At 74.1% G+C, this 14442-nt stretch carries 13 protein-coding genes; 7 read left to right on the forward strand and 6 right to left on the reverse strand.

The window, feature by feature from the left end; all coding sequences use genetic code 11:
* Nucleotides 1-20: 20 nt before the first annotated feature.
* Nucleotides 21-848 carry a class I SAM-dependent methyltransferase gene (locus ACIOFR_RS10020; RefSeq protein ID WP_400994344.1) on the forward strand — a complete coding sequence of 276 codons (828 nt, stop codon included), beginning with the start codon at nucleotides 21-23 and terminating at the stop codon, nucleotides 846-848.
* Nucleotides 849-908: 60 nt separating this feature from the next.
* On the opposite strand, the gene ACIOFR_RS10025 is transcribed toward ACIOFR_RS10020, so the two are convergent.
* Nucleotides 909-1742: a PaaX family transcriptional regulator C-terminal domain-containing protein gene (locus ACIOFR_RS10025; protein ID WP_400994346.1), complete on the reverse strand. Its 834-nt coding sequence runs from the start codon at nucleotides 1740-1742 to the stop codon at nucleotides 909-911.
* A 176-nt stretch (nucleotides 1743-1918) separates the two neighbouring features.
* Entirely contained in the window at nucleotides 1919-4009 is a 2091-nt protein-coding gene (locus ACIOFR_RS10030; RefSeq protein WP_400994348.1) for a SpoIIE family protein phosphatase, read from the reverse strand.
* A gap of 161 nt (nucleotides 4010-4170) precedes the next feature.
* Here ACIOFR_RS10030 and ACIOFR_RS10035 point away from each other — a divergent pair, with 161 nt between their 5' ends.
* Complete coding sequence (locus ACIOFR_RS10035; RefSeq protein WP_400994350.1) at nucleotides 4171-5952, forward strand: Stealth CR1 domain-containing protein; 1782 nt, start codon at nucleotides 4171-4173, stop codon at nucleotides 5950-5952.
* Here ACIOFR_RS10035 and ACIOFR_RS10040 read toward each other — a convergent pair.
* The 3 genes from ACIOFR_RS10040 to ACIOFR_RS10050 are packed head-to-tail and all read right to left on the reverse strand — an operon-like array spanning nucleotide 5921 to nucleotide 9299.
* Nucleotides 5921-6655 carry a succinate dehydrogenase/fumarate reductase iron-sulfur subunit gene (locus ACIOFR_RS10040; RefSeq protein ID WP_400994352.1) on the reverse strand — a complete coding sequence of 245 codons (735 nt, stop codon included), beginning with the start codon at nucleotides 6653-6655 and terminating at the stop codon, nucleotides 5921-5923. The two genes, ACIOFR_RS10035 and ACIOFR_RS10040, sit on opposite strands and share 32 nt — an antisense overlap.
* Nucleotides 6652-8598, reverse strand: a complete 1947-nt coding sequence (locus ACIOFR_RS10045) for a fumarate reductase/succinate dehydrogenase flavoprotein subunit (protein WP_400994355.1) — start codon at nucleotides 8596-8598, stop codon at nucleotides 6652-6654. The genes ACIOFR_RS10040 and ACIOFR_RS10045 overlap by 4 nt, the downstream gene beginning before the upstream one ends.
* On the reverse strand, nucleotides 8595-9299 hold the full coding sequence (locus ACIOFR_RS10050) for a succinate dehydrogenase cytochrome b subunit (RefSeq protein ID WP_400994357.1): 705 nt from the start codon (nucleotides 9297-9299) through the stop codon (nucleotides 8595-8597). The genes ACIOFR_RS10045 and ACIOFR_RS10050 overlap by 4 nt, the downstream gene beginning before the upstream one ends.
* Before the next feature lie 84 nt (nucleotides 9300-9383).
* On the opposite strand from ACIOFR_RS10050, the gene ACIOFR_RS10055 reads away from it, so the two are divergent.
* From ACIOFR_RS10055 to ACIOFR_RS10075, 5 genes are all read left to right on the forward strand, one after another.
* Nucleotides 9384-10382 (forward strand): LysR family transcriptional regulator, encoded by a 999-nt coding sequence (locus ACIOFR_RS10055; protein ID WP_400994723.1) that lies wholly within the window; start codon nucleotides 9384-9386, stop codon nucleotides 10380-10382.
* Nucleotides 10383-10431: 49 nt separating this feature from the next.
* Nucleotides 10432-11820, forward strand: coding sequence for a TerD family protein (locus ACIOFR_RS10060; protein WP_400994359.1), 1389 nt, complete (start codon nucleotides 10432-10434; stop codon nucleotides 11818-11820).
* 36 nt (nucleotides 11821-11856) lie between these two features.
* Nucleotides 11857-12549 carry an AIM24 family protein gene (locus ACIOFR_RS10065; RefSeq protein WP_400994361.1) on the forward strand — a complete coding sequence of 231 codons (693 nt, stop codon included), beginning with the start codon at nucleotides 11857-11859 and terminating at the stop codon, nucleotides 12547-12549.
* Between the two features lie 10 nt (nucleotides 12550-12559).
* Nucleotides 12560-13237: an AIM24 family protein gene (locus tag ACIOFR_RS10070; RefSeq protein WP_400994363.1), complete on the forward strand. Its 678-nt coding sequence runs from the start codon at nucleotides 12560-12562 to the stop codon at nucleotides 13235-13237.
* A 246-nt stretch (nucleotides 13238-13483) separates the two neighbouring features.
* Nucleotides 13484-13687, forward strand: coding sequence for a cold-shock protein (locus tag ACIOFR_RS10075; protein ID WP_370080745.1), 204 nt, complete (start codon nucleotides 13484-13486; stop codon nucleotides 13685-13687).
* A 153-nt stretch (nucleotides 13688-13840) separates the two neighbouring features.
* Here ACIOFR_RS10075 and yidD read toward each other — a convergent pair whose 3' ends face one another.
* The gene (gene yidD / locus ACIOFR_RS10080) at nucleotides 13841-14380 is read right to left on the reverse strand and encodes a membrane protein insertion efficiency factor YidD (RefSeq protein ID WP_400994366.1); all 540 of its coding nucleotides are present in this window, start codon (nucleotides 14378-14380) and stop codon (nucleotides 13841-13843) included.
* Nucleotides 14381-14442: the final 62 nt, after the last annotated feature.

The following is a 14442-nucleotide window of genomic DNA, read 5'->3' on the forward strand; positions in this document are numbered from 1 at the left end:
CGCTCGAACGGAGAGCAATCATGGAGACAGAGACAGCGCGCCACCGCCGGCCCACCGGCGGCTACGGCACGGGCGTCCTGAGCAAGGACCTGCCGACCGAGTTCGACCGGCTCCGCGCGCTGGAGCGGACGCTCGACCCGACCACGATCTCGATCCTGGAAGGGCTCCCGCTGCGGCCGGGCTGGAACTGCCTGGAGATGGGCGCGGGGGCCGGCTCGATGGCGTACTGGCTGGCGAAGCAGTGCCTGGCCGGACACGTGCTCGCCGTGGACGTCGACACCCGGTTCCTGGACGGCGGGCGGGCGGCCAACCTGGACGTGGCTCAACTGGACCTGGCCGCGCACGACTTCCCGGCGGGCTCCTTCGATCTCGTGCTCGGCAGGGCCGCGCTGTCCCACATCCCCGAGCGGGACCGCGTCCTGCGCGAGGCGGTCGGCTGGCTGCGGCCCGGCGGGTGGCTGGTGATCCAGGACTTCGTGCTGCTCGCCCCCGAGCCGGCCGCGGCCTCGCCGCTGACGCCGTTCATCGAGGCGATGATCCAGGCCGGCCCCCGGCAGGGCAACGACTCGCGGTGGACCAGGCGGATGCCGGCGGCGCTGACGGGCCTGGGCATGGAGCGGCCGCAGCTGCGGATGACGCCGGTGACCGCCGGGCTGGGCGGGCCGGCCGACGAGCTGTGGCGGATCTCGCTGCGGCAGCTCGGCCCGGTCTTCGTGGAGAGCGGCGCGATGACCCGCGAGGAGGTCGACACCCTGGCCGACGCCCTGGAGCGGGGCGCCCTGGTGGACTTCTCCTTCGTCTTCGTCTCGGCGTGGGCCCGGCGGCCCCTGGTCGGCCGCCCGCGCTGACCGGACGCGCCGGGCCGGGGTGCCGGCCGCCCACATGCCGACCGCCCACGGGCCGGCCGCTCAGGGGGCGGCCGGCTCCAGCCCGGTGACCTCGACGACGTGCCGCAGACTCGGTTCGGCGAGCCTGCCGTGGAGTTCCACGAAGACCCGGCGCGCCTCGACGGCGTTCCAGTCCGCGGGGAGCAGCTCGGTGGGCAGGCCGGGGTCGAGGTAGGGCAGCCGGCGCCAGGCGTTGAGCATGGGCACGTAGTCCCGGAACGCCTCGACGTCGTCGAGGCGCGGGTACCGGCGCAGCTCCTCGGCGACCGGGCGGTAGGTGTCGGTGAACGCGGCGTACTGCGCCTCGATGGCCGGGAAGTCCCACCAGGTGCTGACGGCCTCCTCCAGCTCGGCGAAGCCCGCGTAGTCGGAGGTGAAGAGGTGGACGTAGGCGGCGAGGCCGAGGCGGTCGAGCATCCGCCGGGCGTCGGGCAGCAGCCGGGCGGGGGCGAGCCAGACACCGGGTGAGGCGTTGCCGAAGCCGAGCCAGGTCAGCCGGGAGCGCAGCTGGTGGCGGTGGGCCCGTTCGGACTCCGGCACGGAGAAGACGGCGAGCACCCAGCCGTCCGCGAGCCGGGCCGGCTCCAGGCTGCCGAAGATCCGGCGGTCGCCCTCGTCGAACACCGGGCCCATGGCCGGGCCGAGGCGGTAGCCCGTCCCGTCGCGGCGTTCCTGGACGAGGGTGTCGGCCTTCTTCAGGCGGGAGATCGCGGAGCGCACGGCCGGTCCGTCGACGTCCAGTTCGGCCATCAGCGCGATGAGGTCGGCGATGGAGATCCAGCCGCCGAGCCTGCGGACGAACTCCCCGTACACGGTGCTGATCAGGGAGCTGGGCCGGGTCGCGGTCTCCGACATGGTCGCCTTCCTCGGGGGATATCCAGCTGATCATACCCAGCGGGTTCCGGGCCCCCGGGGCCCGAGCGGGGCCCTGGGGGCCCCTGCGACAGGCGTACCCGGGACGGCGACGGCAGGGCCGGTGTGCCCCGACGGCGACGGCCGCCGACGGTTCGGATTCCCCCTCCGCGGCCGGTTCAGCCGCCCCCGATGGCCTGCTCGGTCCAGATGGTCTTGCCGGCCCGGGTGAACCGGCTGCCCCAGCGGTCGGCGAGCTGGGCCACCAGGAAGAGCCCACGACCGCCCTCGTCCGTGTCCCGGGCCCGGCGCAGCCGCGGCTGGGTGTTGCTGGGGTCGGACACCTCGCAGACCAGGACGCGGTCGCGGATCAGCCGCAGCCCGACCGGTCCCCCGGCGTACCGGATCGCGTTGGTGACCAGCTCGCTGACGACCAGTTCGGTGACGAAGCCGAGGTCGTCCAGGTCCCACGCGGCGAGCTGACCGACCACGAGTTCGCGTGCGTGCGCGACGACCGACAGGTCGGCCTCCAGCTCCCATTCGGCGACGTGGCCGGGTTTCAGCTCGTGGGTGCGGGCGAGCAGCAGGGCGACGTCGTCGACGGGCGCGGTGGGCAGCAGGCGGTCGAAGACGGACCGGGTGATCCGGTCCAGTGGGAGGTCGGGGCGGGTGCTGTCGGCCATCAGGTGGCAGAGCCTGGCCATGCCGTCCTCGATGTCGTCGTCGCGGCCGTGGACGAGCCCGTCGGTGAAGAAGGCGAGCACGGCGCCCGCGGGGACGCCGAACTCCGTCACCTCGAAGGGCAGGCCGCCCAGCCCGAGCGGTGGCCCCGGCACCAGGTCGAGGACGGCGGCGGCTCCGCCGGGCGGCAGCACGGCGGGCGGCGGGTGGCCCGCGGTGGCGACCGCGCAGCGTTCGGTGACCGGGTCGTAGACGGCGTACAGGCAGGTGGCGCCGAGGACCGCGGGTTCGGCGCTGGAGACCTGGGTGTCCTGCTCGGTGGAGAAGCCCAGTACCAGGTCGTCGAGGTGGGTGAGCAGTTCGTCGGGTTCGAGGTCCAGGTCGGCCAGGGTCTGGACGGCGGTGCGCAGCCGGGCCATGGCGGCGGTGGCGTCCAGCCCGTGGCCGACCACGTCGCCGACCACGAAGGCCACCCGCAGGGACGGGAGCGGGATGACGTCGAACCAGTCGCCGCCGACGCCGGCGCCGCCGCCCGCCGGCTGGTACATGCCGACCGTCTCGGCCGCGGTGAGGCGGGAGACCGCGTGCGGCAGCAGGCTGCGCTGCAGGGCGACGGCCGAGCGCCGCTCCTTGGTGTAGCGGCGGGCGTTGTCGACGCCGAGCGCGGCGCGGGCGGCGACCTCGGCGAGCAGGACGGTGTCCTGGTCGACGAAGGCGTCCGGGAGCAGGCTGCGCCACACGGTGACGCTGCCGAGCACCAGGCCGCGGGCGTACAGCGGGACGGCGACGCAGGAGTGCGCGCCGTCGGGGAGGAGGCGTCCGGTGGCGGGGCCGAGGCTGCGGCGCAGTTCGCCGACGTCGGTGACCAGCACGGGCCGGCCGGCGGTCAGCGGCCGCATCAGGTCGTTGTCGGGGACGGGCGGCAACGCCTCGCCGAGCGGGACGAGGCCTTCGGCGGGGACCCCAGGGCCGCGCGCCGCGGCGACCCGCCGCAGGCGGACCTCGCCGCCGGCGCCGGGCAGCGGCGGTTCCTCGCCGCTGAGGACGCTCTCCGCGAGGTCGACGGTGGCCAGGTCGGCGAAGCCGGGGACGAGCAGGTCCACGAGGGTCTCGACGGTGTCCATGATGTCCAGCGAGGCGCCGATGCTCGCCGCGGCGATCCGGGACAGCTCCTGCCGGCGGTGCTCGCGGTCCTGCGCGGGGGCGGCGGGGGCCTGGCCCGCGGTGACGGGTGCGGGCGCGGCGACCAGGACGAGCCAGTGCCGGGCCGGGCCGGGCTCCGCGGCCGGGCCCTCGGTCTCCTCGGCGGTGAGCGGCACGACCGTGCAGGCGAGACGGACCGGGCCGCCGCGGTCGGCGGCGGTGGCGGGCGCGGTGGTCCACGCCGACCAGGGCCGGTGGCTCCCGGGGTCGGGCCCGGGCAGCAGGGCGGCCAGCGGCTCGCAGGGTGCGCCCGGGGAGCAGCCCAGCAGGGCCCGCGCCGCGGGCGTGCAGAGGACGACCAGGCCCCGGTGGTCGAGGACGACTGCCGCGAGGTCGCCGCCGGGGGCGGGGTGCCCGCCCTGGCTGCCGCTGTCTGGTTCGCGCATGCCGCCCCGTTCCTCGCTCGGCCCTCGCGTTCATTCTGTCCCCGGGCGCCGACCCCTGCGACCCCGTGCGTGGGGCCCCGGGCCGGCCGGCCGGGGCGGGCTGCGCCCTCACCCAGGTGCGCTACACTCCGTAACTCCGCGATCACCCACCATCAACATCCGTGTGCGAGAACCGAATGCAATGGCTGTCCGACCGGGGTCCCGCTGTGCCGTCGCCGCTGCTCGGCGGGTGGCGCGGGAGACTGGGCCGGCGCGCTCCCGAGGCCCCGCCGACCGCGGAGGACCTGCTGGTCGCCGCGCGGCCCGCTCTGGTCCGCGACGGGGGCCTGCTGGCCGAGGTGCGGGGCGACCTGACCCCCGCGGCCGCCCGGGCCGCCAACCTGGAGCTGGCCGTACGGGCCCTGGAGGACGCCGGGATCCGCCCCGTGCTGGTGCCCGAGGCGCGGCGGCCGCAGGAGCCCGACCGGTACCACCTGGCGGTGGCCGCCGAGCGCCGGGCCGAGGTCGTCCGGGCCCTGGAGGAGCGTTTCGCCGGGCAGCACGTCTACCTGGAGCCGCTCGGCTGGGGCGTCGGCCCCGGCCCGGCCCTGGCCGCCGGTCTGGCCGCGGCGGTCGGGCGCCACGAGGCCGAGGGCGAGGGGGACCCGGAGCAGCGGCTGGTGAGGGGGATCCGGGTGTTCCGGCCGTCCGTCACCGCCTCCGCGACACTGCGGTACGGCGCCGAGCAGGGCTGCGAGATCAAGTTCTGGCAGCCCGCCGGGCCGGCCGGCGGCTCGATCGTGCCGTACGGGGACACCCGCGCGGGCTGGTGGGCGCCCACGCTGGCCCCGGCGGGGACGGCGCTGGTCGGGGAGCGCCGCTACCCGGTGCCCGCGGTGTTCGACCGGCGGCTGATCGACGACGTCGACTTCCCGGTGGACGCGGTGTACACCTGGGTGGACGACTCGGACCCGCGCTGGAGGGCGGCCCGGGCCCGCCGGGCCGCGCAGCACCCGGCGGACGGCACGCGGCCGGGCACCGGGCCGGGCACCGAGGTGCAGCGCTTCCGCAACCGCGACGAACTGCGCTACAGCCTGCGCTCGCTGGCGATGTACGCACCGTGGATCCGGCACGTGCACCTGGTCACCGACGGCCAGGTGCCGCCCTGGCTGGACTCCGACCATCCGGGCATCAGCGTGGTGACGCACCGCGTCCTGTTCGAGGACCCGGAGGTGCTGCCGGTCTTCAACTCGCGGGCGATCGAGTCGCAGTTGCACCGGATCGAGGGGCTCTCCGAGCACTTCGTCTACTTCAACGACGACGTCTTCCTCGGCCGCGAGCTCGGGCCGGGGTTCTTCTTCCAGAGCAACGGCGCGGCCCGGCTCTTCCAGGACGGCGTCATCCCGCCGGATCCGCGCCGGGACGACGAGGACACCTACGTCGCGGGCCAGAAGAACACCCGGGACGCCGTGGCCGCGCGCTTCGGCCGCAGCCCGACGAGGACCCTGAGCCACGCGCCGCGCGCGGCCCACCGCAGCCTGCTGGCGCAGAACGCCCGGGACTTCCCGGCCGAGCTGGCCAGGACGGCGGCCGAGCCGTTCCGGGCGCACCGCAGCCTGTCCCCGCTGACCCTCTACGGCTACACGGCGTACCTCGAGGGGCGGGCGGTGTTCGCGGACAGCGACGAGCGGTTCGTCGACATCGGCGACCCGGAGTCGCTGCGGCTGCTGCCCGGGCTGCTCGACCGGCGGGACGCCGAGGTGTTCTGCCTGAACGACGTCAGTACCGGACTGATCGACCCGGACCGGCAGGACGACGCGGTGCGCTCCTTCCTGGAGGGGTACTTCCCGGTGCCCGGCCCGTTCGAGAAGCCGCTGCCGAGGCTGCCGCGCCCGGCCGGGCCGGCTGCGGGGACCGGCCGGCCGGCCGCCGTCACCGGCCGCCGCGCAGGAACTCCCGGTTGAGGGCGGCGATCCCGCTGAGCGGGATGCCCTTGGGACAGGCGGTGGCGCACTCCCCCGTGTTGGTGCAGCCGCCGAAGCCCTCGTCGTCCATCGCCGCGACCATCGAGCGGACCCGGCTGCCGCGTTCGGGACCGCCCTGCGGCAGCAGACCGAGGTGGACCACCTTGGCCGCCGTGAACAGCATCGCCGAGCCGTTCGGGCAGGCCGCCACGCAGGCCCCGCAGCCGATGCACTCCGCGTGCTCGAAGGCCAGGTCGGCGGCCTCCTTCGGGACGGGGGTCGCGTGGGCGTCCGGGGCGCTGCCGGTGGGCGCCGTGATGTAGCCGCCGGAGCCGATGATCCGGTCGAAGGCCGAGCGGTCCACCACCAGGTCCCGGACCACCGGGAAGGCACCGGCCCGCCAGGGTTCGACGTCGATGGTGTCGCCGTCGGTGAAGTGCCGCATGTGCAGCTGGCAGGTGGTGGTGCGCTCGGGGCCGTGCGCCCGGCCGTTGATCACCATGCCGCAGGCGCCGCAGATCCCCTCCCGGCAGTCGTGGTCGAAGGCGACCGGCTGCTCGCCGCGCAGGATCAGCTCCTCGTTGAGGGTGTCGAGCATCTCCAGGAACGACATGTCGGGGCTGATGCCGGTCACCCGGTAGGTGGTGAGCGCACCGGGGGCGTCCGGTCCGGCCTGGCGCCAGATCCGCAGGGTGAGGTTCATGCGTAGCTCCGCTGGGTGGGGTGGACGTACTCGAAGTCGAGCTGTTCCCGGTGCAGCACCGGGGCCCTGCCGGTCCCGGTGAACTCCCAGGCGGCGGCGTAGCCGAACTCCTCGTCCTTGCGGGCCGCCTCGCCGTCGGGGGTGCGGCTCTCCTCGCGGAAGTGCCCGCCGCAGGACTCGGTGCGGTGCAGCGCGTCCAGGCACATCAGTTCGGCGAGTTCGAGGTAGTCGACGATCCGGTTGGCCTTCTCCAGGGCCTGGTTGAGCTCCTCGCCTGTGCCGGGCACCTTGATCCGGCGCCAGAACTCCTCCCGCAGCCGCGGGATCCGCTCCAGCGCGCGGCGCAGGCCGGCGTCGTCGCGGGCCATCCCGCACTCGTCCCACAGCAGGTCGCCGAGCTCGCGGTGGAAGGAGTCGGGGGTGCGGTCGCCGTCCACCGCGAGGATCAGGTGGAGCCGGTCGGTGACCTCGGCGACGGCGGCCTCGATCTCGGGCGCGTCCTCGGCCACGGCGGTGGCGGGGGTGCGGGCGAGGTAGTCGTTGAGGGTGGCCGGCAGGACGAAGTAGCCGTCGGCCAGGCCCTGCATCAGGGCGCTCGCGCCGAGCCGGTTGGCGCCGTGGTCGGAGAAGTTGGCCTCGCCGATCGCGAACAGGCCGGGCAGGGTGGTCTGCAGGTCGTAGTCGACCCAGAGGCCGCCCATCGTGTAGTGGATCGCGGGGTAGATGCGCATCGGCACCCGGTACGGGTCCTCGGCGGTGATCCGCTCGTACATCTCGAAGAGGTTGCCGTACCTGGCCTCGATGGCGGTGCGGCCGAGCCGGGCGATGGCGTCGGCGAAGTCGAGGTAGACGCCCTGGCCGCCGGGGCCGACGCCGCGGCCCTCGTCGCAGACGTTCTTGGCCGCCCGGGAGGCGATGTCACGCGGGACGAGGTTGCCGAAGGCGGGGTAGATCCGCTCCAGGTAGTAGTCGCGGTCCGGCTCGGGGATCTCGGCGGGCGGCCGGGTGTCGCCCTTGGTCCGCGGCACCCAGATCCGGCCGTCGTTGCGCAGCGACTCGCTCATCAGGGTGAGTTTGGACTGGTGGTCGCCGGAGCGCGGGATGCAGGTCGGGTGGATCTGGGTGAAGCAGGGGTTGGCGAAGTACGCGCCGCGCCGGTGCGCCCGCCAGACGGCGGTCGCGTTGGAGTTCTTGGCGTTGGTGGAGAGGTGGAAGACGTTGCCGTAGCCGCCGGTGGCCAGCACGACGGCGTCCGCGAGGTGGGTGGAGATCCGCCCGGTGACCAGGTCGCGGGCGACGATGCCGCGGGCCCGGCCGTCGACCACGATCAGGTCGAGCATCTCGGTGCGCGGGTGCATCTCCACGCCGCCGGCGGCGATCTGCCGCGACAGCGCCTGGTAGGCGCCGAGCAGCAGTTGCTGTCCGGTCTGGCCGCGGGCGTAGAAGGTCCGGGACACCTGGACGCCGCCGAACGAGCGGGTGTCCAGCAGTCCGCCGTACTCGCGGGCGAACGGGACGCCCTGGGCGACGCACTGGTCGATGATCTGCACCGATACCTGGGCGAGCCGGTGGACGTTGGACTCCCGGGCCCGGAAGTCGCCGCCCTTGACGGTGTCGTAGAACAGCCGGCGGACGGAGTCGCCGTCGTTGCGGTAGTTCTTCGCCGCGTTGATGCCGCCCTGGGCGGCGATCGAGTGCGCCCGGCGCGGCGAGTCCTGGAAGCAGAACTGCACGACGCGGTAGCCCTGTTCGGCGAGGGTGGCACCGGCGGAGCCGCCCGCCAGGCCGGTGCCGACCACGATCACGGTGTGCTTGCGGCGGTTGGCCGGGTTGACCAGCTTCGCCTCGAACCGGCGCCGGTCCCAACGCTGTTCGATCGGCCCGGCGGGCGCGGCGGTGTCGGTGACGGGCTCGCCGACGGTGTAGTCGGGGTAACTGGTCATCGCACGACTCCGGTCAGGACGGCTACGGGGACGGACAGGAACCCGGCGGTCAGCACGGCCGCGAGCACGTTGGCGGCGGCCTTCAGCGCCCGGTCGCGGCGGGGGTTGTTGACGCCCAGGGTCTGCGCGGCGCTCCAGAAGCCGTGCCGCACGTGCAGTCCCAGCGCGAGCATCGCGAGGACGTAGACGCCGCCGCCGTACCAGGTGGAGAAGGAGGCGACGATGTTCTGGTACGGGTGCCCCTCCTCGGCCCGCGGGTTCACGGTCAGGGTGGTCAGGTCGAGGACGTGCCAGACGATGAACAGCCCCAGGATCACCCCGCCCCAGCGCATCGTCCGGGTGGCGTAACTGCTGCGGCGGCGCCGGTGCGCGTACTTCTGCGGTCGGGCGGCCAGGTCGCGCCGGCTGAGCTGGTACGCGGCGACGCCGTGCACCAGGACGGCGGCCAGCAGCACGGCCCGGGCCAGCCAGAGGAACCAGCCGTGGTGCAGCAGCGGCTGCCCGACGGTGCGCAGCCAGGCGGCGTAGCCGTTGAGGTCGTCCGGGCCGAAGAAGACCTTGAGGTTCCCGAGCATGTGGAAGACCAGGTAGAGCAGCATGACGATGCCGCTGACCGCCATCGCCGCCTTCTTGCCGACGGTGGACCGCCAGAGGGTCGTGAGGGTGGAGGGGGGTCGGCCCGTCCGAGTCGCCAGTGCCATGACGACCACGCTAGGAAGGCGGCTGCCGGTACGTCCAAGACATGATACGGACGATGACGATAGGGAATGCCTATCATGGTGCCTGTGCAGTTCCAGCAGCTCCGCTACTTCGTCGCCGTCGCCGAGACCCGGCACTTCACCCGGGCCGCCGAGCAGGTGCTGGTCGCGCAGCCCTCGCTCTCCCAGCAGATCCGTTCCCTGGAACGGGAGTTGGGCGCCGAGCTGTTCCACCGCACCCGGGGCGGCAGCACCCTGACCGACGCCGGGCAGGCCCTGCTGCCGCTGGCCCGGCGGATCCTCGCCGATGCCGAGAGCGCCCGGCTGGCCGTCCAGGAGACCGTCCAGCTGCGGCGCGGCCGGGTCAGGCTCGGGGCGCCGCCGAGCCTGTGCACCAGCCTGGTGCCGGACGTGCTGCGCGCCTACCGGGCCCGTCACCCCGGGGTCGAGCTCGTGGTCCGTGAGGGCGGCTCGCGGGATCTCGTCCGGATCCTCGCCGACGGCGGGCTCGACCTGGCGCTGATCATCCCGCCGCCCGCGGGCGAGGCCGCCGGCCTCGACGTCACCGAACTGCTCTCCGAGGACCTGGTGCTGGTCTCGGCCGACCGGGCCGGACGGCGCCCGGCCCGGATCGCGGACCTGCGCGAGCGGCCGCTGGTGATGTTCCGGGAGGGCTACGACCTGCGCGAGACCACCGTCGCGGCCTGCCGCGCGGCGGGCTTCGAACCCCGGTTCGCCGTCGAGGGCGGCGAGATGGACGCGGTGCTCGGCTTCGTCCGGGCCGGTCTCGGCCCCGCGGTGCTGCCGGGCATGGTGGCGGCCCGGTCCGGGCTGGCGGTGACCCCGTTCGCCGCCCCGGGACCGGGCCGGACCATCGCCGTCGCGCACGGCCGCGAGCTGCCGCTGACGCACGCGGCCGCGGCGCTGCGCGCCACCCTGCTGTCGCACCTGGCCGACGCCGACCGGGCCGGCGCGCTGCCGCCGGGCACCCGCCTGCTCCCGGCCCGCCCGGGGCCCGCCTCGCACCCCGGCCCGCCCGGGGACGGGCGCTCGCGAGGCGTCGATGCCGGGGGCGGTCTGGGATAGGGTCTCGGCAGTTCAGTCCGGACTGCTCGGGAGGGGTCGACCGCACGCCATGACCAGGGAACTCGTCAAAGCGTCCCGCACCCGGATCGCCGACCTCACCCCGGGCGGCGGCGAGCTCGGCCTCGGGGTCAACCTGACCGCGCCCGGCCTGAGTTTCGACATCAGCTGCTTCGGGCTCGACGCCGAGGACCGGCTGAGCGACGACCGCTACTTCGTCTTCTTCAACCAGCCCGCCAGCCCCGAGGGTTCGGTGCGGCTGGCCGGCCCGGGCGACGGTGACACCGAGTCGTTCCGGATCGACCTCGCCGCGGTGCCCGAGCGGATCCACAAGCTGACCCTGACCGCGGCCGTCGACGGCGAGGGGGTGATGTCCCAACTCCACTCCGGGTACGTGCGGATCGTCGCCGGCGGCACCGAGGTCGGCCGCTACGCCTTCACCGGCGCCGAGTTCAGCTCGGAGCGCGCCGTGATGCTGGCGGACCTGTACCGGCGGGGCGGGGAGTGGCGGTTCGCCGCGGTCGGCCAGGGGTTCAGCGGCGGGCTGCAGGCGCTGCTGGAGAACTTCGGCGGCGAGGTGCTGGAGGAGGACGCGGCCCCGGCCGGACCGGTCCCCGTTCCCGCGCCGACGCCGGTGATCCCGGTGATCCCGGTGATCCCGGCCCAGCCCGGCCCGCCGCCCGCCGCCCCACCTCCTGCCGCCGCACCGGTCCCCTACGCCGCCCACACGCCCACCCTCGCCGCCGTCCCGGTGCCCCCCGCGGCCCCCGTCCCCGCCCCCGGTGCCCTGGTCTCGCTGGCGAAGTACCGCGAGGCGCCCGAGACCCCCGGCTGGGTCAAGCAGAACGACGGCCTGGTGCGGTTCACCCTCACCAAGGACCAGGACGTGCTGGCCCTGCAGGGCAGCATGGTGGCCTACCAGGGCAGGGCGGACTTCACCCACGAGAGCTCGGGCGCGCTGCGCAGGCTGATCGGCAACCTGACCGGCCAGCCGCTCAGGCTGATGCGGGTCTCCGGCGAGGGCCAGGTCTTCCTGGCGGACGAGGCGAGCGACCTGTTCGTGGTGCGGCTGGAGGGCGACTCGCTCTGCGTCGGCTCGGACCGGGTGCTGGCCTTCGACGCGGGCCTGGAGCACGAGGTGCGCCGGATCGAGGGCGAGGGTCTGCCGAACGGCGGCTTCTTCACCCTCCAGTTCAGCGGCCACGGCACGGTGGTGGTGAAGACCCGGGGCATCCCGGTGGTCCTGCCGGTCACCCCGGCCCCGGAGACGTACGCGGACGTGCACGCACTGGTCGCCTGGACCCGCGCGGCCCAGGTGATCACCACGGCACCGGTGCGGATCCGGCGCTCGGCCTACGCGGGCCACGCCGCCGAGTCGTACAGCCTGCAGTTCCGGGGCGCGCCCGGGAACTTCATCGTCGTCCAGCCGTTCGAAGTCTGAGCGTTCGAGGTCGGAGAGAGAGGGATGGGCGGATCCATGCAGCGGCAACTCCTGGCGGGCAGCGACCTGGCCCGGTACGAGGCGGGCGCGAGCACCGGCCGGATGGCCAACCACGGCGCGGCGATGTGCCGGGTGGCGGTCACCTCCGGTCAGGACGTCTACGCCAAGCCGGGCGCCATGGTGGCGTACGACGGCTTCCTGCAGTACGAGGCGGTGTCGCAGACCTTCCGCCGGGCGCTCGGCGAGTGGGCCTCCGGCGAGCGCAGCCCGCTGCTGCGCTGGTTCGGCGACGGCAACCTGTACCTCGCCGACGAGGGCGCCGACGTGGTCAACCTGCAACTCGCCGACGAGTCGCTGTCGGTGAACGGCTCGCACCTGCTCGCCCTGGACACCGCGCTGGACTGCCGGGTGGAGAAGGTCAAGGGCCTGGCGATGCTGGCCGGCACCGGCCTCTACAACGTGACGGTCGGCGGCACCGGCTGGGTGTCGATCACCTCGCGCGGGGTGCCGGTGGTGCTGGACTGCGCGGAGGCGGAGACCTTCGTCGACCCGGACGCCCTGGTCGCCTGGACCACCGGGCTGGACATCAGGCCCCGCCGGACCGTCAAGGTCGGCGCCCTGATCGGCCGCGGCAGCGGCGAGGCCCTGCAACTCGGCTTCCGGGGCACCGGGTTCGTGGTGGTGCAGCCCAGCGAGGACACGTCCGAACGCTTCAAGATCCGCGGCTGAGGAGACCCCCGTGCAGAGTCCGCTGCTCGACCACACCGCCCTCACCGGCGACCGCCGCTACGCGCTCCAGAACCCGCAGATGCTGCGGGTCGCCCTGGACGGCCGCACCGACGTGCTGGCCCGCACCGGCGCCATGGTGGCCCACACCGGCAAGGTGTCCTTCACCTCCTGGGCCCCGCCGCGGGGCCAGCGCGGCCGCCGCCGGGACACCGACGCGCTCGACCTGATGAGCTGCTCCGGCACCGGCGCCGTCTACCTGGCCAACCTGGCCCAGCACCTGCACATCCTGGAGCTGCGGCAGGAACGGCTGACCGTCACCAACAGCTACCTGCTCGCGATGGACACCACCGTCGACTGGCGGATCGTCGAGATCGAGAACGGCGAGCGGATCTCCGGCGTCGGCCGGCGCACCGTCGAGCTCTCGGGCAGCGGCACCACCGTCCTGATGACCTCAGGGCAGCCGCTGGTCCTGCGGTCGGAGCCGGGCAGCTACGTCTACGCGGACGCCGACGCCGTGATCGGCTGGTCCTCCGGGCTGGAGGTCCAGTTGCAGGCGCAGAGCAGCAACACCGAGGCCTGGCGCCGCCGCGGGACGGCCACCGAGGGGTGGGAGCTGTCCTTCACCGGCGCCGGCCACGTCATCGTCCAGCCGAACGAGCTCCGGCCGCCCCAGCGCCCCGGCCGCTGACCGGGCCGGCAGGACCTTCCGCGGGCGGTGAACCCGCCGTTCCAGGGCGCACCCGTCGTTCCAGCACGCACCCTGCTACAGTCGTGGTAGTTGCAGTTGTGGTTCCCATGAAATTCGTGTGCGCCTGCTGGCAGTGACCACCAGGCGCATTGTTGTTTTTTCGGGCTTTTCCCGGGCGGATCATTATCGCGGCTACGCGGAACTCGCGAGGTGCGGGTTCCGGACCAGCCTTTGAAGGAGATTTTTATGGCTACCGGCACCGTGAAGTGGTTCAACGCGGAAAAGGGCTTCGGCTTCATCGAGCAGGACGGCGGCGGCGCCGACGTGTTCGCCCACTACTCGAACATCAACGCCAGTGGCTTCCGCGAGCTGCTTGAGGGCCAGAAGGTCGAGTTCGACGTCACGCAGGGCCAGAAGGGCCCGCAGGCGGAGAACATTCGCCCCCTCTGATCGACTCTGATCGACCCCGCTGCCGGCATCGCCGGCAGCACCGGGGCCCGTCCCGTGCGAACGCGCACGGGGCGGGCCCCCTTCGGCGTACCCGGCCACCGGTTCCGCGCCCGGCATCAGCGCCCGGTTCGGCGCCCGGTTCCGGCGCCCGGCTCAGCGCCCGGGGACCGGGTCGCAGCCGCCCGCCGTCCCGGGCCGGCAGCGCAACAGCCGCCCGGCCGTCAGCCAGGAGCCGCGCAGCGCCCCGTGGCGGTGCAGCGCCTGCACCGCGTAGGTCGAGCAGGACGGGGTGTACGGGCAGCACGGCCGGCGCGCCGGGCTGATCCTCGTCCGGTAGAACCGCACCGCGCCGTACAACCCGGCCGCCACCACCCCCGCCGGAACCGGTGCGGCCGGATCCGCGGCGCGGCCGGGACGCCGTCCGGCGACCGCACCGACGGCCGCCTTCAGCGCGGACGCCGCCGTCAGCGGGATCAGCGCGATCATGCAGGGGTCGGCCAGCTCACCGAGGCACTCGCAGCCGTCGCAGCAGTCACCGTCGCGCTTGTTGTTCCGGCGCCGGTACTCCTGCCAGGCGCGCTTCTGCTGCTTGCGGCGGCGGCGCTCCTGCGCGGACAGCCACCACCAGGCCCGGCCGGGCCGGCGCGGCGGGCCGGGCTGCTGGTGCGCGGCGTACGGGTGGGGGTGGGACACGGCAGGCGTCTCCTTCGATCGGTCCATGATCCGGTGCGGCAGCCGCCCAAGGTACGGCACGG

The sequence above is a fragment of the Kitasatospora sp. NPDC088346 genome (assembly GCF_044740765.1).
Taxonomy (GTDB): domain Bacteria; phylum Actinomycetota; class Actinomycetes; order Streptomycetales; family Streptomycetaceae; genus Kitasatospora.